Below are 17,840 nucleotides of genomic sequence, written 5' to 3'. Positions count from 1 at the left end.
GCGGCGCTGTAAGCCCGTGCAGGCCCTTTTGTTGCGAAGATGGATGGATTTCAGTTCACGGCGGCGACGGAAAGGCAGAGGGCGAATTTCTTCAGGAGCCGGCGATCAAAATGCCCTTCATTGCCAAGCATCCACTTCAATGCCTGGCTCGCGCTCCATGGCGCTCTGTACGGCCGCACGGAGGTGATGGCGTCATAGACGTCGCAAATCGCGGCAAGGCGCGAATGGAAGCTGACCTGCTCTTCGGAAAGCTTGCGGGGATAACCCTTGCCGTCGATACGCTCATGATGGTTGAGGCAGACGTCTAGAACGATCTCCGATATGCCTTCCTGGCGTGACAGGATTGCGTGTCCCTTTTCCGGATGATCGCGGATCATCTTGATCTCGTCCTCGTCCAAGGGACCTTCCTTGTTCAGTATCTCGAGCGGAATTTCGAGTTTACCGACATCGTGCAGCAATCCCGCCGTGCCGAGCGCCTGCACGGTAGCCTCGTCAAGCCCGAGATGACGGCTGAAAAGGATCATCAGCGCACTCACCGAAATGGAATGCAGGAATGTCGCTTCGTCCCTGGATTTCAGACGCGTAACGCTCAAAAAGACAGTGGGATTCTGATCTATCGACTTGGAGACCGAGGAAATCACCGGAGCCACCTGATCTATGCTGATCCCGTCGCCGTGCTGGAGTCGACCAAAAACACTTTCCAGCACCTGCACGGATTTCTGGATGGTCTCGCGTGCCGCCTTGGTATCGATCTCGATATTGCCGCCCGGCAGGCCATCAATGTCGAGGCCTCTGCTGGTGTTGATGATAACACCTGTCATGCCGCTCTTGCGAAGCTTCTGGGCATCGATTTCACGGCGCAGGAGAAATCTTCGTTTAGACAGAAGAGGATCCTGCCAGGCACCCTCGATCGCCTCTACAAACATTCCGGTGCGCACCTGTCTGGCTTCGACCCGCTTGAGCATCCAGCTCTCTATTCCTGAAAATATCTCTCTGTTTATTTCGACCGCTCTTTTGCATCGCAGCAATATATGCGCGCACAATGGTTCTACACTAACTGGTAGAATCAAGTGTTAATCTCAAAGCGGAATTCGAATAGTCAGACAGATAGAGAGCTTCCGCGAAATTCGGGAGGGTTCATCGGCGCGCCGCTGACGCGGGGTGCCGGCACCAAGAAAAAATGGAAAACGGCGCCGAGATCGATGATTTTTCGACGATTCGCGCCGAATCGGCTCGATTTTCGTTTCATTTTGTTATCATCTTGCGGAATCTCACCAAAATTCCTAGAAATCTTGGCGTTGCGCCCGTTCGAGCCAAACATGGCCGGAGGGCGCATTGATCGCGCCGATATCGATCGTCCTTGGCACGGCCTGAGGGTCGTTGAACGATCCGGAAAAACCGGCGCGGCACCTCATCGTGGGTCGAATGACCCCATCCAAGGAGACAGACAATGACCCTCAAGACATTGACGGCGACCCTCGTCGCGTCACTCGCCTTTGCGCCGCTCGCCCATGCCGATATCACCATCGGCCTGATCGCGCCGCTGACCGGCCCCGTCGCGGCCTATGGCGATCAGGTGAAGAACGGCGCTCAGACCGCCGTCGACGAGATCAACAAGAAGGGCGGGATTCTCGGCGAGAAGGTCGTCCTCGAACTGGCCGACGATGCCGGCGAACCGAAACAGGGCGTTTCCGCCGCCAACAAGGTCGTCGGCGACGGTATCCGTTTCGTTGTCGGCCCGGTGACCTCGGGCGTCGCCATCCCGGTTTCGGACGTGCTTGCTGAAAACGGCGTGCTGATGGTCACTCCGACTGCGACGGCCCCTGACCTGACCAAGCGCAGTCTCACCAACGTGCTGCGCACCTGCGGCCGCGACGACCAGCAGGCCGAAGTCGCCGCCCAATATGTGCTGAAGAATTTCAAGGACAAGCGCGTCGCCATCGTCAACGACAAGGGCGCCTACGGCAAGGGCCTTGCCGACGCCTTCAAGGCGACGCTGAACGCCGGCGGCATCACCGAAGTCGTCAATGACGCGATCACCCCAGGCGACAAGGATTTCAGCGCGCTCACCACCCGCATCAAGTCCGAGAAGGTCGACCTCGTCTATTTCGGCGGTTATCACCCGGAAGGCGGTCTGCTCGCCCGCCAACTGCATGACCTCGCCGCCAACGCGACGATCATCGGCGGCGACGGCCTCTCCAACACCGAATTCTGGGCAATCGGCACGGATGCCGCCGCCGGCACCATCTTCACCAATGCCTCGGACGCCACCAAGAACCCGGACTCCAAGGCCGCAGCCGAGGCGCTCGCCGCCAAGAACATCCCGGCCGAAGCCTTCACCCTGAACGCCTATGCCGCCGTCGAAGTGCTGAAGGCTGGCATCGAGAAGGCCGGCAGCGCCGAGGATGCGGAAGCCGTCGCGACCGCGCTGAAGGGCGGCCAGGAGATCCCGACCGCCATCGGCAAAATCACCTACGGCGAAACCGGCGACCTGACCTCGCAGAGTTTCTCGCTCTACAAATGGGAAGCCGGCAAGATCGTTGCTGCCGAATAAACCATCGCTGACCGTCAACGACCGGGCGCCCTTACGGCGCCCGGTTTCGTTTTGCGGCACTCGCTTGTGGCGGCAGATCGGTTATAAGTTTCGGAATCGGTTGTAATGTGAGCAATGCCATGACCACCAAGCTCGAACGTCTCATCGACCAGGGCGTCGGCCGCGTGCCGGCCGATATCGTGCTGAAGGGTGGCCGCTTCTTCGATCTCGTCACCGGCGAACTCGTCCTCTCCGACATTGCCATCGGCGCCGATCGCATCGTCGGCACCTCAGGCAATTATGATGGCGAGACCGAGGTCGATATTTCGGGCAGGATCGTCGTTCCCGGCTTCATCGACACGCATCTGCACATCGAATCCTCGCTGGTGACGCCGCATGAATTCGATCGCTGCGTCCTGCCCTATGGCGTCACCACCGCGATCTGCGATCCGCACGAGATCGCCAATGTGCTCGGAAGCGCCGGCATCGAATTCTTTCTCGAATCGGCGCTGGAGACGATCATGGACATCCGCGTCCAGCTCTCCTCTTGCGTTCCAGCGACCCATCTCGAAACCTCCGGCGCCGATCTGCCGATCGAGCGCCTCCTGCCCTACCGCCACCATCCGAAAGTCATCGGCCTTGCCGAATTCATGAATTTCCCCGGCGTGATCCACAAGGATCCTGTCTGCATGGCCAAGCTCGAGGCCTTCCAGGGCGGCCATATCGACGGTCACGCGCCGCTGCTGTCCGGCAACGACCTCAACGGTTACCTCTCGGCCGGCATCCGCACCGAGCACGAATGCACGACGGCCCGCGAAGCACTGGAAAAGATCCGCAAGGGCATGCATATCCTCGTGCGTGAAGGTTCGGTATCCAAGGATCTCGCCGCGCTGATACCCATTATCACCGAGCGGCTGTCGCCCTATCTGGCGCTCTGCACCGACGACCGCAATCCGCTCGATATCGCCGAACAGGGCCATCTCGATCACATGATCCGCACGGCGATCGCAAGCGGCGTCGAGCCCCTGGCGATCTACCGCGCCGCCTCGATCTCGGCGGCCCGCGCCTTCGGCCTCAGGGATCGCGGTCTGGTCGCGCCGGGCTGGCGCGCCGATCTTGTGGTTCTCGACAGCCTGGAAAATTGTCGCGCCGACATGGTCTTCTCCGCCGGCCGCCGGGTCACCGATGCACTCTTTTCCTCGCGCAAACCGGTTGCTCCGATCGGCCTCGACAGCGTCAAGGCCCGGCCCGTCAACGCCGCCCATTTCGGCGTGCCGGTCGCAGAGGGCGAAACGCCCGTCATCGGCGTCATGCCGGGCAAGATCATCACCGAACATCGCCGCTACCGCCTGCCGGTCAGCGGCAACGAGACTGCGGTCGATCTTGCCAACGATATCATCAAGGTCGCCGTCATCGAGCGCCATGGCAAGAACGGCAACCATGCCAACGGCTTCGTTCAGGGCTTCGGCCTGAAGAAGGGCGCGATCGCCTCCACCGTCGGCCATGATAGCCACAACATCTGCGTCGTCGGCGTCAGCGAGGACGATATGGCGCGCGCGGCAAACCGTCTCGGCGAAATCAAGGGCGGCTTCGTCGTCGTCGAAGACGGCAAGGTCACCGGCGAAATCGCCCTGCCCATCGCCGGCCTGATGAGCCTTGAGCCCTATGAGACGGTCCGCGATACACTGCACCACCTGCGCAAAGCCGCCTTCGCGCTCGGCGCCACGCTCGAGGAACCCTTCCTCCAACTCGCCTTCCTGCCGCTGCCGGTCATCCCGCACCTGAAGATATCCGACCGCGGCATGGTTGACGTGGATAAGTTCGCGTTGATCGGGTGATGCAATTCTAGGGCTGATTTCGCAGTGGGCGACCTTTGAATGTTGCCTTCATGGTTACGGCAGAAAGAACATCAAACCCGCGCGCAAAACCCGTCGAGCGCCGCAAGCTTCACCGATCCCACGCCAGCCATCGCCCCGAAGCCCGGCATCTCGAGCGGTTCCTCAAGCACCACGCCATCAGGCAGGTGGAATTCCGCCGGTTCGCGCGTCAGGTTGAAGACGAAGAGTAGTTTTTCTCCGTCCTTTTCGCGGGTGAAGGCGAGCAGATCCTGGTTGGTGCCGATGAAGGTCATATCGCCGTCGATCAGTGCCGGATGGCTCCTCCGGAAAGCAAGCGTCCTGCGGTAGTGATGCAGCACCGAGCCGTCGCTTGCCTCCTGCATATCCACCGAAAGTGCTGCCTGCTCGTAAGGCACCGGCAGCCAGCTCTTTTCCGCCGAGGTGAAGCCCGCATGCGCTTTGCCCGCCTCCCAGGGCATTGGCGTGCGGCATCCGTCGCGGCCCTTGAAGGCCGGCCAGAAGCGGATGCCATAGGGGTCACGCAGATCCTCGAAGGCGAGTTCGGCCTCCGGAAGCCCGAGTTCCTCGCCTTGATAGAGGCAGATCGAGCCGCGCAGCGCCGCAAGCACCGAGATCGCCAGCATGGCGATGACGGGCCGCTCTTCCTCCGTCCGCGCAAAGCGGCTGACATGGCGCATGACGTCGTGGTTGGAAAAAGCCCAGCAGACCCAGCCGTCGGTCACCGCTTTCTGAAAAGCCTCGACGCAGCCGCGAATATGCACGGCGGTGAAATCCGGTCCGAGCAGATCGAATGTGTAGCACATGTGCAGCTTGTCGCCGCCGCTCGTATAGGCGCCGACCGTCTTCAGCGAACGCGCGCCGTCGCCGACTTCGCCGACGGTCGTGCGATCTTCGTATTGGTCGAGCAGCGCCCGGAAGCGCTTGAGGAAATCGACATTTTCCGGCTGCGTCTTGTCGTAGAGATGGTTCTGCATGCCGTAGGGGTTGGTGTCGGGCGCATCGAGGCCTGCGTCGTCCTCGTCCGGCTCGTGCGGCGGATTGCTCCTGAGCTGCTTGTCGCAGAAATAATAGTTCACTGTGTCCAGCCGGAAGCCGTCGACGCCGCGGTCGAGCCAGAACCTCACTGTCTCCAGTACCGCATCCTGCACTGCCTTGCTGTGGAAGTTGAGGTCCGGCTGTGAGGTCAGGAAATTATGCTGGTAATATTGGCGACGCACGCCATCCCATTCCCAGCCCGGTCCGCCGAAGATCGACAGCCAGTTGTTCGGCGCCGTACCGTCAGGCTTCGGATCGGCCCAGACATACCAATCCGCCTTGGAATTGGTCCGGCTCGACCGGCTCTCGACGAACCAGGGATGCCGGTCTGATGTGTGCGAGATCACCTGGTCGATGACGACCTTGATGCCGAGCCTGTGTGCCTCGGCCATCATCTCGTCGAAATCGGCGAGCGTCCCGAAGATCGGATCGACATCGCAATAATCGGAAACGTCGTAGCCCATATCGGCCATCGGCGACTTGAAGAAGGGCGAGAGCCAGATCGCGTCGACGCCGAGGCTGGCAATATGCGGCAGCCGGCGGGTGATTCCCCTGAGATCGCCGAGCCCGTCGCTGTTGGTATCCTGAAACGATCGCGGATAGACCTGATAGATCACCGCGCCGCGCCACCAGTCCGCACTCCCGCCTGCCTGCAATGCCATCGGCTACATCTCCTGCCTCGTTTGCGCCCGCCACACTAAAGCGGAAGAAACAAAAGACAACCATGTGAAGCCGTTATGAAGGCGCTGCGAAGGCCGGGAGGCATCGTCGCGATCCGACAAGGGGGAGACGTATATAGGCTTGTCCACAACCCCTTTCCACCCACCGGATTTGGGGTTGCAACGCAAAGCCTTTGCGATAATGTGCGCACTGACCTGCACGTAAGAGGTCAAACACCGGGAACAAATGTCTAATAAAGGCGCAAAGCCTAGAAAGGTGGACCCACCATGAACCAATTCACGAAAAAATTTCTCGCCTCTGCAATGCTTGGCACATTGCTGGCGTTTTCGGCGCATGCGGCCACGCTGAACATTCACAATGGTGGCGACCCGCAGTCGCTCGATCCGCAGAAACTGTCAGGCGACTGGGAGAACCGTATCGCCGGTGACATCTTCGAGGGCCTCGTCACCGAGGACGCCAAGGACAATCCGATCCCAGGCCAGGCCGAAAGCTGGACGATTTCGCCTGATGGCAAGGTCTACACCTTCAAGCTTCGCGACGGCATCAAGTGGTCCGATGGCCAGCCGGTAACGGCAGGAGACTTCGTCTTCGCCTTCCAGCGCCTCGTCGACCCGAAGAACGCCGCTGACTATGCCTATCTGCAATTCACCATCAAGAATGCGGAAAAGATCAACAAGGGCGAGATCACCGATCTCAACCAGCTCGGCGTCAAGGCGATCGACGACAAGACGCTCGAAATCACGCTCGAAAATGCCACGCCCTATTTCCTCAATGCCCTGATGCATTACACCGCCTATCCGCTGCCGAAGCATGTCGTCGAGGCGAAGGGTCAGGATTGGGTCAAGATCGGCAACATCGTCACTAACGGCCCTTACAAGCCGGTCGAATGGGTTCCGGGCTCGCATGTCACGACGGTCAAGAACGACCAGTGGTACGACACCAAGGACCTGAAGATCGACGGCGCGAAGTTCTTCGTGCTCGAAGACCAGGAAGCCGCGCTGAAACGCTATCGCGCCGGCGAATTCGACATCCTCACCGACTTCCCGACCGACCAGTATGAATGGATGAAGAAGAACCTGCCCGGCCAGGCGCACGTCGCCCCCTTCTCCGGCCTCTACTATTATGTCGTCAACTCGCAGAAGCCGCCCTTCAGCGACAAGCGCGTCCGCCAGGCTCTCTCCATGGCGATCAACCGTGAAGTGATCGGCCCGCAGATCCTCGGCACCGGCGAATTGCCGGCCTATTCCTGGGTTCCGCCGGGCACAGCGAATTACGGCGAGCCGGCCTATGTCAGCTGGAAGGACCTGCCCTATAGCGAGAAGGTCGCCGAAGCCAAGAAGCTTCTGACCGAAGCCGGTTTCGGCCCGGACAAGCCGCTGCACGCGGTGCTCAGCTACAACACCAACGACAACCACAAGCGCATCGCCGTCGCCATTGCCTCCATGTGGAAGCCGCTCGGCGTCGATGTCGAGCTTGTCAATGCCGAAACCAAGGTGCATTACGACCAGATGCAGCGTGGCCAGGTGGAAATCGGCCGCGCCGGCTGGCTCGCCGACTATAACGACCCGGACAACTTCCTGAACCTCCTGGTGACAGGCGTACAGATGAACTATGGCCGCTGGTCCAATCCCGAATACGACAAGCTGATCAAGGAAGGCAACGCCGAGACGGACCTCACCAAGCGTGCGGCGATCTTCAAGAAGGCCGAACAACTGGCGCTGGATGAATCCGCCGCTCTGCCGATCTACTACTATGTCTCGAAGAACGTCGTTTCGCCGAAGATCGAAGGCTTCGTCGACAATATTCAGGACATCCACCGCACCCGCTGGCTGTCGATGAAAGAGTAAGGGAAAACGGTCCTTTCCGCGCATTGCGGAAAGGACCGGCCCACGATCATGATCAAATACGCCCTCCGTCGCCTGCTATCGACGATCCCCGTTCTGTGGATCGCCGTCACAGCCTGCTTTTTTGTTTTGCGCCTTGCCCCCGGCGGCCCTTTCGATGGCGAAAGGCCATTGCCGCCGGTGATCCTGAAGAACCTTGCGATCCACTACAATCTCGATAAGCCGCTCATCCAGCAGTACCTGATCTATGTCGGTGACCTGCTCCGGGGCGATCTCGGCCCCTCCTTCGCCAGCGAGGATTTCACCGTCGCCCAGCAGATCATGATCGGTCTGCCCTACACCTTCACCATCGGTACGGCTGCCTTCCTGATTGCCATCATTGTCGGCGTGGCCGTCGGCTGTCTTGGGGCTCTCTATCAGAACAAGGCACCGGATTATATTCTGGGCGCGCTCATTCTGGTGGGCGTCGTGCTGCCGAACTTCCTGATTGCGCCCATCCTGCAGCTCGTCTTCGGCATCCATCTCGCTTGGTTTCCGGTCGGCGGCTGGGGTGACGGCTCGATCAAATACCTCATCTTGCCGATCGTCGTTCTGGCGCTGCCGCATGCCGGCCGTATCTCGCGCATCACCCGCGGCTCGATGATCGAGGTGATGAATCAGAACTTCATTCGCACCGCCAAGGCCAAAGGCATCGGTCCCCGCCTGACAGTCATGCGCCATGCGCTGAAGCCCGCCATGATGCCTGTCGTCTCCTATCTGGGTCCAGCGGCAAGTTACCTTCTCACCGGCTCGCTGGTTGTCGAGAGCATCTTCGGATTGCCCGGCATCGGCCGCTATTTCGTCAACGCAGCGCTGAACCGTGACTACGGCATGGTTCTCGGCACGGTCATCTTCTACATGGTGCTGATCGTGTTCCTGAACCTTCTCGTCGATATCGCCTATGCGTGGCTCGATCCGAAAGTGAGAAACCGATGATTCTCAATCCCGCAAAACGCGAGTTGCTCGCCCAGGAACTGCTGGAGGCGGAGGGCCTTGCGCCCGAAAGCCGTTCGCTCACCAGGGATGCGTTACGCCGCCTCGGGCGCAACAAGGCAGCCGTCCTGTCGATTTTCGTCCTGGCGCTGCTGATCCTTGCGGCCTTCCTCGGCCCCTGGTTCATTCCCTTCAACTATGAGGATCCGGATTGGGCGGCCTTCCGCATACCGCCCTCGATCGAAACCGGCCACTATTTCGGTACCGACCCGAACGGCCGCGACCTTCTCGCCCGCGTCCTTTACGGCACCCGCGTCTCGCTTGCCGTGGCGCTGACGGCGACCGTCGTCTCCGTCTTCATCGGCGTGCTCTACGGCGCGGTATCGGGCTATATCGGCGGCAGGCTGGATGCGATCATGATGCGCTTCGTCGACATCATGTATGCGCTTCCCTATATCCTCTTCGTCATCCTGCTGATGGTGATCTTCGGCCGCAACGTCTATCTGCTCTTTGCGGCGATCGGCGCGCTGGAATGGCTGACCATGGCCCGCATCGTGCGCGGCCAGACGCTGTCGATCAAGCATCGCGAATTCATCGAGGCGGCCCGCGCATCCGGGCAGCGGCCGTTCAAGATCATCATCAAGCACATCATCCCGAACCTCGTTGGCCCCGTGGTCATCTTCGCGGCGCTGACGGTGCCTGAAATCATCGCCACCGAAAGCTTCCTTTCCTATCTCGGCTTCGGCGTGCAGGAGCCGCTGACCTCGCTCGGCACGCTGATCGCCGAGGGGACCGATGCCATGGAAAGCATGCCCTGGCTGCTGGTCTTCCCGGCCAGCTTCCTCGTGGCCCTGCTGCTCAGCCTGCTGTTCATCGGCGACGGCCTGCGCGACGCGTTCGACCCGAAGGATCGTTAAATGACGGACACCCTCCTCGAACTCAAAGACTACTCGATCACCTTCAAGACGCCGGATGGAGAGGTGAAGGCGGTCTCGAACATGAACCTGACGGTCAAGCGCGGCGAGCGCATCGCCATCGTCGGCGAATCCGGCTCCGGCAAGAGCCAGACCTTCCTCGGCATCATGGGCCTGCTCGCCAAGAACGGCAGAACGACGGGACAGGCGCTGCTCGAAGGCAAGGACGTGCTGGCGCTGAAACCGCGCGAACTCGACCAGATCCGCGGCAAGGACATGGCGATGGTCTTCCAGGACCCGATGACCGCCCTCAATCCATCGCTGAAGATCTCCCGGCAGTTGACGGAGCAGCTCGAGGTTCACGGCGGGCTCACGGCGCGCGCCGCATCCGCCGCCGCACTCGACATGCTGAAACGCGTCGGCATTCCCGACCCGACCCGGCGCTTCCACCTCTATCCGCACGAGCTATCCGGCGGCATGCGCCAGCGCATCGTCATCGCCATGGCGCTGCTCACCCGGCCGAAACTTCTGATCGCCGACGAACCGACGACGGCGCTCGACGTCACCATCCAGGCGCAGATCCTCGATCTCTTCAACGACCTGACGGCGGAGATGAACACGGCGCTCGTCATGATCACCCACGATCTCGGCGTGGTTGCCGGCCTCGCCGACCGCGTCGCCGTCATGTATGCCGGCCGCATCGTCGAGGAGGCTCCCGTCGACGAGCTCTTCGACAACCCGGCCCATCCCTATACCGCAGCACTGCATGCCTCGATCCCGCGCCCTGACCAGGATGTCGACGACCTCGTCGTCATCCCGGGCCGCCCGCCAAACCTGCAGCACCTGCCGAAGGGCTGCAATTTCTCGCCGCGCTGCTCGCAGGTCCAGGACGATTGCATCGATCGCCCGCCGCCGCTCGAAACGCTGGCGCCGCACCATTGCGCCGCCTGTTACCACCCTTTCCCGCGTCGCGAGGAGCTGCTCAACCATGGCTGAACGATCGCTTCTGAGGGTCGAGAACCTGACGACCCAATTCGAGCTGCCGGCGAAAGGCCTCTTCAAGCCGCCGATCTTCCTGACCGCCGTCAACAATGTCAGCTTCGACCTCAGCGAAGGCCGCACGCTCGGCATCGTCGGCGAATCCGGCTGCGGCAAGTCCACGCTCGGTCGCTCCATCCTGCGGCTGCTGAAATCGCAGAAAGGTCGCATCCTCTGGCAGGGCCGGAACCTTCTCGACCTGTCGGACGAGGAAATGCGCGCCGCCCGCCGCGACATGCAGATCATCTTTCAGGATCCGATCGCCTCGCTCGACCCGCGCATGACGGTCGGAGACATCATCGCCGAGCCGCTCACCGTCTTCGAGCCGAAACTCTCCAAAACCGAGCGCACCGAGCGTGTCCGCGAGATCATGACCGCCGTCGGCCTGGTGCCGGAAATGATCAACCGCTATCCGCACGAATTCTCCGGCGGCCAGGCGCAACGCATCGGCATTGCCCGCGCGGTCGTCACCAAACCGAAACTCATCATCTGCGACGAGCCGGTTTCGGCCCTCGACGTCTCGATCCAGGGTCAGGTCATCACGCTTCTGCGCAAGCTGCGCAAGGAGTTCGGCCTGACGCTGATCTTCATCAGCCATGACCTTTCCGTCGTGCGCCTGATCTCCGACGATGTGCTGGTGCTCTATCTCGGCAGGGTTGTCGAAGCCGGCGACTGCGCCACCGTCTTTGACCATCCCGCCCATCCCTATACGCAGGCACTCTTCTCCGCCGCGCCGATCCCGGATCCGAAGCTCGCGCGCCTGCGCACCCGGATCCGGCTGCAGGGTGATCCACCTTCACCGCTCAACCCACCGAAAGGCTGCGTCTTCTCACCGCGCTGCTGGAAGGCGACCGACATCTGTCGCACCGAAATGCCGCCGACCGAGGAGGTCCGTCCCGGCCAGAAGGCCGCCTGTTATCATATGGACAGGCCATGAACGGAACGAGGGCCGCGTGAGAGCGGCCTCGCCTTGGATGCCTGATGCGCCATCCATTGTCAGAACGAAGCGGACTATTTTTGGATCTAAAGTCCCCAATAAGAAAGATTTTATGAGCGCGTGCTATCCCATTTCGGCCTAATCGCAAGCCAGGGGAACGCTTACATGAAATCGAAAATATCAGCTTTGATCGCACTCGCCGCCACGATGATCGCCGCCTCCGCCGGTTCGTCGCATGCCGAAGATCTGAACTTCAAGCTCACCAACGGAACGAACTCCGTCCTGACGCGCTTCTACAGTTCGCCGACCGGCGTCGGCGAATGGGAAGAAGACGTCTTCGGCGACGACGTTCTCAATCCGGGCGAGAGCATCGATATCACCATCGCCGATGGCCGCACCGTCTGCAAATACGACATGCGCTTCGAATTCGAGGAAGGCTCAAACCTCGCAACCACAGAGGATACGCAGGATCTTTGCGCGATGGGCAGCTATACCATCCACGAATAGGCATCCTTCCGAAAGCCCGCCTTCGCCTCATCGGTGAAGGCGGGCCTGATATCGGCGCTTGTCACTCCGCCCGGCTCCGCGTATCAGCGAATGAAGAGCAGCGGATAATCCGCCAATTCAAAGTGATAGAGCGTCCGTAGCGTGTCCTGTTGGATCTGCAGCGCTCTCATGCCGGGAGGACAAGGTGAGCAGACGGTTTCTATCGATCGGTGAATGCATGGTGGAGCTCTCGCAGGCAGGCGACGGCCTGCTGCGCAAAGGCTTCGCCGGCGATACCTTCAACACCGCCTGGTATGCCCGCGCCTGCCTTGCCGCCGATTGGTCGGTCGATTATTTCACCGCTCTCGGCGACGATGCCATGTCGGACGAGATGCTGGCCTTCATCGACAAATCAGGCATCGGCACGAGCCTGATCCGCCGCATCAGGGGCAGGACGCCCGGCCTCTATATGATCAACCTGAAAGACGGCGAACGCTCCTTCAGCTATTGGCGCGACAGCTCTGCCGCCCGCAGCCTGGCCGCCGACCCGGATCGTCTGCGCGAGGCGGTGGAAAGCGCTGCCGTTATCTATTTCTCGGGCATCACCCTTGCCATCCTGCCGCATGAGGATGCTGAGACGTTGCTCGCCGAGGTCCGCCGCGCCAAGGCCGCCGGCAAGCTCGTCGTGTTCGATCCGAACATCCGTCCCCGCCTCTGGTCGAGCTACGACGTCATGCATACGACGATCAGCGAGGGCGCCCGCTCCTCCGTGATCGTCATGCCGAGCTTCGACGACGAGGCCGCCCATTTCGGCGACGATTCCATCGAGGCAACGATCCACCGCTATCGCACGCTGGGCGCTGTCGATATCGTCGTCAAGAACGGCGCAGACGGAGTAAGGTTGAATTTTGCCGGCGAGGAGACCTTCGTTCCAGCCGAAAAGGTGAAGAAAGTGGTGGACACCACCAGCGCCGGCGACAGTTTCAACGGCGCCTTCCTTGCCCGCTACCTTGAGACCTCGGACGCACCGGCCGCCGCCCGCTTCGCCGCAAAGGTCGCAGCCCGCGTCGTCAGCGAACACGGCGCATTGGTCGCAAAGGAAAAGCTTGGATTGGATCGCGGCTGAACCCGCGCTGACAACACCCTACGAACGCTCCCCCCGCCTTGTCGGCATCTCCTGCACCGCGCGCCCAGGGGAAGCACCGCTGCTTTAGATCCGCGCACGAGCCAAAAACTCCGCTTTACCGGGTCGGGTGCCAGGAAAATCAGGATTTCGAAATCAGGACTTCTTCGGCCGATCGGACTCGCGAACCGCCTCGTCATGATACCAGCAGCTGTCGAGCGCATCGCAGACATCGGCCGCCTCACGCTCCATCAGCCGGGCGCGTTCGAACCGGTTGGTGGCCCGCATCGGCTTGACGGGAAACTGGTAGATCGTTGCGGATTCACGATGGAAACCGGTGGGCATGAGATCGCCTCCATTCAGCACGGCGCATCAACATTCAGGACCATTACCATAGCACAATGCACATAGTTTATGCAAATTGCACAATATATATGCATTGTTGTAATTATAGCCGCTCGACATGCTGACCAGGCCGAAAGCTTCCGCCTATTTGTTCAACACTTCATCATTTCAGCCCTAACGCCTCAATTTTCATCCGATTCCGAAGCGGAAAAGCCGCGTTCTGCTTGAAGATAGGGCCCTCGACCGTCAAATCGGGCTGTTTCTGGAAAAAGAAAAATGCGCGTCGACTGGCTGATTCGCGATTTTTCTTTGGCCCGGCAACTGAACTGGCACGCTACATGCTTTTAAAGCGTCATCCCCTGGCGGTCGGATGCGCTTGCGCGCCGAGATCGTCTCCGGATTTGCTCACCTTCGTAGCATTGAGAGAGTCACGATGACAAAATATAAGCTCGAGTATATTTGGCTCGATGGGTACACTCCGGTACCGAACCTGCGTGGCAAGACGCAGATCAAGGAATTCGACGCATTCCCGACGCTGGAACAGCTTCCGCTCTGGGGCTTTGACGGCTCCTCGACGCAGCAGGCTGAAGGCCGCAGCTCCGATTGCGTGCTGAAGCCGGTCGCCATCTATCCCGACCCGGCCCGCACCAACGGCGCTCTCGTCATGTGCGAAGTCATGATGCCGGATGGCGTCACGCCGCACGCATCGAATGCCCGCGCCACCATCCTCGACGACGAAGATGCCTGGTTCGGCTTCGAGCAGGAATATTTCTTCTACCAGAACGGCCGTCCGCTCGGCTTCCCCGAGCAGGGCTACCCGGCTCCGCAGGGTCCCTACTACACCGGCGTCGGCTATTCGAATGTCGGCGACGTCGCCCGCGAAATCGTCGAAGAACATCTCGACCTCTGCCTCGCTGCCGGCATCAATCACGAAGGCATCAATGCCGAAGTGGCCAAGGGCCAGTGGGAATTCCAGATTTTCGGCAAGGGCTCCAAGAAGGCCGCCGACCAAATCTGGATGGCACGCTACCTCTTGCAGCGCCTGACCGAAAAGTACGGCATCGACATCGAGTATCACTGCAAGCCGCTCGGTGACACCGACTGGAACGGCTCGGGCATGCATTGCAATTTCTCGACCAAGTACATGCGCGAAGTCGGCGGCAAGGCCTATTTCGAAGCGCTGATGGCGCAGTTCGAAAAGAACCTGATGGACCACATCAACGTCTACGGTCCTGACAACGACAAGCGCCTGACCGGCAAGCACGAAACGGCTCCGTGGAACAAGTTCTCCTACGGCGTTGCCGACCGTGGTGCTTCGATCCGCGTTCCGCACTCCTTCGTCAAGAACGACTACAAGGGCTATCTGGAAGATCGCCGCCCGAACTCGCAGGGCTGCCCCTACCAGATCGCTTCGCAGGTTCTGAAGACGATTTCGGAAGTTCCGACAGCAAGCTCGGCTTCCGCTGCCGCTTAACCTCCCAAACGGCGCCGGTCCATGACCGGCGCCGTCATTCTTTCCGTAAGAGAACTGCGATCGACCGCTGACATATTCGCGGGGATCGAGCCGCTAAGGCCCTGCAGATGCTGGCATGCGGCTGTAATATTTCCATCATGGTCATGCCTCAAAATAGAGAAGCGGGAATCGCCGTTCCGGAACCCCGCTTTGGGGTTGAGCGTTGCCAGATCACTGCAACGCAGATGGAAATCGTGACATGTTGCAACGTCCGGCAAACACTTATAGCGGCGAAAGCTGGGCCAGTGCCGCAGCCGCCGGTAATCTGCCGGAACGGCTGGTAATCGTCACCGACGCCTGGCATCCGCAGGTGAACGGCGTCGTGCGCTCGATCGAGAACACCAATCGCGAGCTGGCGAAGATGGGCGTCGAGGTTTCGATGGTGACGCCGGAGCGCTTCCACAGCATCCCCTGCCCGACCTATCCCGAGATCCGCCTGTCGATCGCCAATTACCGCCGCGTCGCCCGCGAGATCGAAAAGCACAATCCTTCCTACGTGCATATCGCCACCGAAGGCCCGCTGGGGCTCACTGCCCGGCGCTGGTGCCTGCGCAAGCGCATGCCCTTCTCGACAAGCTATCACACGCGTTTTCCGGAGTATGTTTCTGCCCGCTTGCCGATCCCGCAGAGCTGGCTCTATGCCTTCGTGCGCTGGTTCCACAATGGCGGTGCCGGTTGCATGGTGGCGACACCGAGCCTTGCCCGCGAGCTATCGGCGCGCGGCATCAAGAACCTGATGCCTTGGACCCGTGGCATCGACGCCTCGCAATTCCACCCCATGCCGCTTGAAGACGAGCCTTTCGGCCTCCCCCGTCCGATCTTCATGACGGTCGGTCGCGTCGCCTTGGAAAAGAACCTGCCGGCCTTTCTCGATCTCGACCTGCCCGGCTCGAAAGTCGTCGTCGGCGACGGCCCGGCGCGCGCCGAACTGGAGCAACGCTATCCCCAGGTACACTTCACCGGCGTGAAATTCGGTGAGGATCTGGCGAAAATCTATGCCCAGGCCGATGTCTTCGTCTTTCCCTCGCTCACCGACACCTTCGGCAATACTATCCTCGAGGCGCTGGCATCGGGCGTTCCGGTCGCAGCTTATCCGGTCACCGGCCCGCTCGACATCATCGGTGAGGACAGTGAAGTCGGGGCACTCGATGCCAACCTGCAGATCGCCTGCCTTGCCGCCCTCTCCGCCTCGCGGCAGAAGGCGCGTGAGTTCGCCATGCAATATTCCTGGGAAGCAGCGACCCTGCAGTTCATCAACAATATCCGCGCCGCCAACGGCATCATCACGCCGAAATGGAAGAAGGCCTGGCAATTTGCCAAATCGCTTCCAAGAAGCAGAAAGCCCGGCGAAACCGCCGGGCCTCTCCCCTCCGCAGACTGATTGGTTTACTTGTGAAGCGCGCTGCGAAGCGTGTCGTTGGCGACCGCAATCGCGCTGCGTGCGGCAGGCGTTTCGGCAATCGCGTTCAGCAGCACGAAGTCATGGATCGTGCCGTTATAGCGCATCGACGTGACCTTGACGCCAGCTTGGCTAAGCTTGCGAGCGTAAGCCTCCCCCTCGTCGCGCAGCACGTCGTTTTCGTCAACGATGACGAGCGCCGGTGGCAGGCCGTTCAGCTGCTCCAGCGAGGCCTGCAGCGGTGAGGCCGTCGGCTCCTTGCGCTTGGCTTCGTCAGGCAAATAGGCGTTCCAGAACCACTTCATCGCTTCCTTGGTCAGCCACGGGCCATCGGCGAACTGGTTGTAGGACCCGTTGTCGAAATTGGCGTCGGTGACTGGGTAGAACAGCACCTGCTGATCGATGGCAGGACCGCCGCGTTCCTTGGCAAGCAGTGTCACCACCGCCGCCATGTTGCCGCCGACGCTATCGCCGGCGACCGCGAGCCTGCTGGCGTCGACCTTGAACTCCTTGGCGTGTTCGGCGACATATTTGGTCGCAGCATAAGCCTGCTCGATGGCGACGGGATAGCGGGCTTCCGGCGAGCGTTCGTAATCGACGAAGACGACAGCGGCATCGGCGCCGTTGGCGATCTCGCGCACCAACCGGTCATGCGTATCCGCATCGCCCAAAACCCACCCGCCGCCATGGAAATAGAGAATGACCGGCAGCGTGCCCTTGGCATGTTCCGGGCGGATGATGCGCAGCTTGATGCTGCCTGTCGGGCCTGCCTTGATGACCCTGCCCTCTTCCTGGGCAGCAAGCATCTTCACGTCGCCCTTCTGCGCCCCGGCTAGGACATCGCGGGCATCGGCCGGCGAGAGCGTGTAGATCGGCGCGCCACCGGCAAGCCCGTCGATGAATTTCTGCGTTGCCGGTTCCAGTACCGGATCAGCAAGCGCGCCAGCGGCGGAAGCTGCGAGCAGTGCGACTGCGGAAACTGCGGTCTTGATGGTCGACATTGTCTTGTCCTCTCGGTTTCGATGTTCGTTGTGAACACCGAGTTTATATCGCGCACGATTATTTATCGGACAATTTAAATTTAGTCATGGCTGCCATGCATAAAAATCGCTTCCGATTATTTATTGCGCGATATAAATTTCGTCAGTTTCGGAGACAAGC

Annotated in this window: 16 protein-coding genes; 11 read left to right on the top strand and 5 right to left on the bottom strand. The window is 60.6% G+C overall.

The window, feature by feature from the left end; all coding sequences use genetic code 11:
- Nucleotides 1-50: 50 nt before the first annotated feature.
- Together FHT69_RS01735 and FHT69_RS01730 are read right to left on the bottom strand one after the other, a co-directional pair.
- Nucleotides 51-965: an HD-GYP domain-containing protein gene (locus FHT69_RS01735; RefSeq protein ID WP_047614315.1), complete on the bottom strand. Its 915-nt coding sequence runs from the start codon at nucleotides 963-965 to the stop codon at nucleotides 51-53.
- A gap of 134 nt (nucleotides 966-1,099) precedes the next feature.
- Complete coding sequence (locus FHT69_RS01730) at nucleotides 1,100-1,336, bottom strand: hypothetical protein (protein ID WP_183904831.1); 237 nt, start codon at nucleotides 1,334-1,336, stop codon at nucleotides 1,100-1,102.
- A gap of 114 nt (nucleotides 1,337-1,450) precedes the next feature.
- Here FHT69_RS01730 and FHT69_RS01725 point away from each other — a divergent pair, with 114 nt between their 5' ends.
- Complete coding sequence (locus FHT69_RS01725) at nucleotides 1,451-2,554, top strand: branched-chain amino acid ABC transporter substrate-binding protein (RefSeq protein WP_047611329.1); 1,104 nt, start codon at nucleotides 1,451-1,453, stop codon at nucleotides 2,552-2,554.
- Nucleotides 2,555-2,673: 119 nt separating this feature from the next.
- Nucleotides 2,674-4,371: an adenine deaminase gene (gene ade / locus FHT69_RS01720; RefSeq protein WP_183904830.1), complete on the top strand. Its 1,698-nt coding sequence runs from the start codon at nucleotides 2,674-2,676 to the stop codon at nucleotides 4,369-4,371.
- A gap of 71 nt (nucleotides 4,372-4,442) precedes the next feature.
- Here the strand turns inward: ade and FHT69_RS01715 are convergent, their stop codons facing one another.
- A complete protein-coding gene (locus FHT69_RS01715) occupies nucleotides 4,443-6,089 on the bottom strand; it encodes an alpha-glucosidase family protein (protein ID WP_063474508.1) in 1,647 nt (548 codons plus the stop codon).
- Between the two features lie 285 nt (nucleotides 6,090-6,374).
- Between FHT69_RS01715 and FHT69_RS01710 the strand changes: the two genes are divergently transcribed.
- The 7 genes from FHT69_RS01710 to FHT69_RS01680 all read left to right on the top strand — a co-directional run bounded on the left by FHT69_RS01710 (nucleotide 6,375) and on the right by FHT69_RS01680 (nucleotide 13,425).
- A complete protein-coding gene (locus tag FHT69_RS01710) occupies nucleotides 6,375-7,955 on the top strand; it encodes a peptide ABC transporter substrate-binding protein (RefSeq protein WP_132572770.1) in 1,581 nt (526 codons plus the stop codon).
- Nucleotides 7,956-8,003: 48 nt separating this feature from the next.
- On the top strand, nucleotides 8,004-8,927 hold the full coding sequence (locus FHT69_RS01705) for an ABC transporter permease subunit (RefSeq protein ID WP_132572773.1): 924 nt from the start codon (nucleotides 8,004-8,006) through the stop codon (nucleotides 8,925-8,927).
- Nucleotides 8,924-9,841 carry an ABC transporter permease gene (locus FHT69_RS01700; RefSeq protein WP_047611337.1) on the top strand — a complete coding sequence of 306 codons (918 nt, stop codon included), beginning with the start codon at nucleotides 8,924-8,926 and terminating at the stop codon, nucleotides 9,839-9,841. The genes FHT69_RS01705 and FHT69_RS01700 overlap by 4 nt, the downstream gene beginning before the upstream one ends.
- Nucleotides 9,842-10,834, top strand: a complete 993-nt coding sequence (locus tag FHT69_RS01695) for an ABC transporter ATP-binding protein (RefSeq protein WP_047611339.1) — start codon at nucleotides 9,842-9,844, stop codon at nucleotides 10,832-10,834. It begins immediately after the preceding gene.
- Nucleotides 10,827-11,813, top strand: a complete 987-nt coding sequence (locus FHT69_RS01690; protein WP_127430173.1) for an ABC transporter ATP-binding protein — start codon at nucleotides 10,827-10,829, stop codon at nucleotides 11,811-11,813. Before FHT69_RS01695 ends, FHT69_RS01690 begins: the two co-directional genes overlap by 8 nt.
- A gap of 165 nt (nucleotides 11,814-11,978) precedes the next feature.
- Complete coding sequence (locus FHT69_RS01685) at nucleotides 11,979-12,320, top strand: hypothetical protein (RefSeq protein WP_063474504.1); 342 nt, start codon at nucleotides 11,979-11,981, stop codon at nucleotides 12,318-12,320.
- Nucleotides 12,321-12,504: 184 nt separating this feature from the next.
- Nucleotides 12,505-13,425, top strand: a complete 921-nt coding sequence (locus FHT69_RS01680; protein WP_047614320.1) for a sugar kinase — start codon at nucleotides 12,505-12,507, stop codon at nucleotides 13,423-13,425.
- A gap of 153 nt (nucleotides 13,426-13,578) precedes the next feature.
- On the opposite strand, the gene gstI is transcribed toward FHT69_RS01680, so the two are convergent.
- Nucleotides 13,579-13,767, bottom strand: a complete 189-nt coding sequence (gstI, locus tag FHT69_RS01675; RefSeq protein ID WP_063474502.1) for a glutamine synthetase translation inhibitor GstI — start codon at nucleotides 13,765-13,767, stop codon at nucleotides 13,579-13,581.
- Between the two features lie 433 nt (nucleotides 13,768-14,200).
- Here gstI and FHT69_RS01670 point away from each other — a divergent pair, with 433 nt between their 5' ends.
- Both FHT69_RS01670 and FHT69_RS01665 read left to right on the top strand, forming a co-directional pair.
- Nucleotides 14,201-15,241: a glutamine synthetase beta-grasp domain-containing protein gene (locus tag FHT69_RS01670; RefSeq protein WP_047611346.1), complete on the top strand. Its 1,041-nt coding sequence runs from the start codon at nucleotides 14,201-14,203 to the stop codon at nucleotides 15,239-15,241.
- A 238-nt stretch (nucleotides 15,242-15,479) separates the two neighbouring features.
- Complete coding sequence (locus tag FHT69_RS01665; protein ID WP_183904829.1) at nucleotides 15,480-16,661, top strand: glycosyltransferase family 1 protein; 1,182 nt, start codon at nucleotides 15,480-15,482, stop codon at nucleotides 16,659-16,661.
- 5 nt (nucleotides 16,662-16,666) lie between these two features.
- Here the strand turns inward: FHT69_RS01665 and FHT69_RS01660 are convergent, their stop codons facing one another.
- Nucleotides 16,667-17,680 (bottom strand): alpha/beta hydrolase, encoded by a 1,014-nt coding sequence (locus FHT69_RS01660; RefSeq protein WP_063474500.1) that lies wholly within the window; start codon nucleotides 17,678-17,680, stop codon nucleotides 16,667-16,669.
- Nucleotides 17,681-17,840 lie beyond the last annotated feature (160 nt).

Source organism: Rhizobium sp. BK008 (assembly GCF_014197345.1).
GTDB lineage: Bacteria > Pseudomonadota > Alphaproteobacteria > Rhizobiales > Rhizobiaceae > Rhizobium > Rhizobium anhuiense.
This window is presented reverse-complemented; position numbering and strand designations above follow the sequence as displayed.

What these genes read in the sequence shown, in the direction of transcription:
- ade (WP_183904830.1), top strand. Translation starts at nt 2,674, where the DNA reads ATGACCACCAAGCTCGAACGTCTCATCGACCAGGGCGTCGGCCGCGTG.
- FHT69_RS01685 (WP_063474504.1), top strand. Translation starts at nt 11,979, where the DNA reads ATGAAATCGAAAATATCAGCTTTGATCGCACTCGCCGCCACGATGATC.
- FHT69_RS01700 (WP_047611337.1), top strand. Translation starts at nt 8,924, where the DNA reads ATGATTCTCAATCCCGCAAAACGCGAGTTGCTCGCCCAGGAACTGCTG.
- FHT69_RS01715 (WP_063474508.1), bottom strand. Translation starts at nt 6,089, where the DNA reads ATGGCATTGCAGGCAGGCGGGAGTGCGGACTGGTGGCGCGGCGCGGTG.
- FHT69_RS01660 (WP_063474500.1), bottom strand. Translation starts at nt 17,680, where the DNA reads ATGTCGACCATCAAGACCGCAGTTTCCGCAGTCGCACTGCTCGCAGCT.
- FHT69_RS01730 (WP_183904831.1), bottom strand. Translation starts at nt 1,336, where the DNA reads ATGCGCCCTCCGGCCATGTTTGGCTCGAACGGGCGCAACGCCAAGATT.
- FHT69_RS01690 (WP_127430173.1), top strand. Translation starts at nt 10,827, where the DNA reads ATGGCTGAACGATCGCTTCTGAGGGTCGAGAACCTGACGACCCAATTC.
- FHT69_RS01670 (WP_047611346.1), top strand. Translation starts at nt 14,201, where the DNA reads ATGACAAAATATAAGCTCGAGTATATTTGGCTCGATGGGTACACTCCG.
- FHT69_RS01710 (WP_132572770.1), top strand. Translation starts at nt 6,375, where the DNA reads ATGAACCAATTCACGAAAAAATTTCTCGCCTCTGCAATGCTTGGCACA.
- gstI (WP_063474502.1), bottom strand. Translation starts at nt 13,767, where the DNA reads ATGCCCACCGGTTTCCATCGTGAATCCGCAACGATCTACCAGTTTCCC.
- FHT69_RS01695 (WP_047611339.1), top strand. Translation starts at nt 9,842, where the DNA reads ATGACGGACACCCTCCTCGAACTCAAAGACTACTCGATCACCTTCAAG.
- FHT69_RS01735 (WP_047614315.1), bottom strand. Translation starts at nt 965, where the DNA reads ATGCTCAAGCGGGTCGAAGCCAGACAGGTGCGCACCGGAATGTTTGTA.
- FHT69_RS01725 (WP_047611329.1), top strand. Translation starts at nt 1,451, where the DNA reads ATGACCCTCAAGACATTGACGGCGACCCTCGTCGCGTCACTCGCCTTT.
- FHT69_RS01705 (WP_132572773.1), top strand. Translation starts at nt 8,004, where the DNA reads ATGATCAAATACGCCCTCCGTCGCCTGCTATCGACGATCCCCGTTCTG.
- FHT69_RS01665 (WP_183904829.1), top strand. Translation starts at nt 15,480, where the DNA reads ATGTTGCAACGTCCGGCAAACACTTATAGCGGCGAAAGCTGGGCCAGT.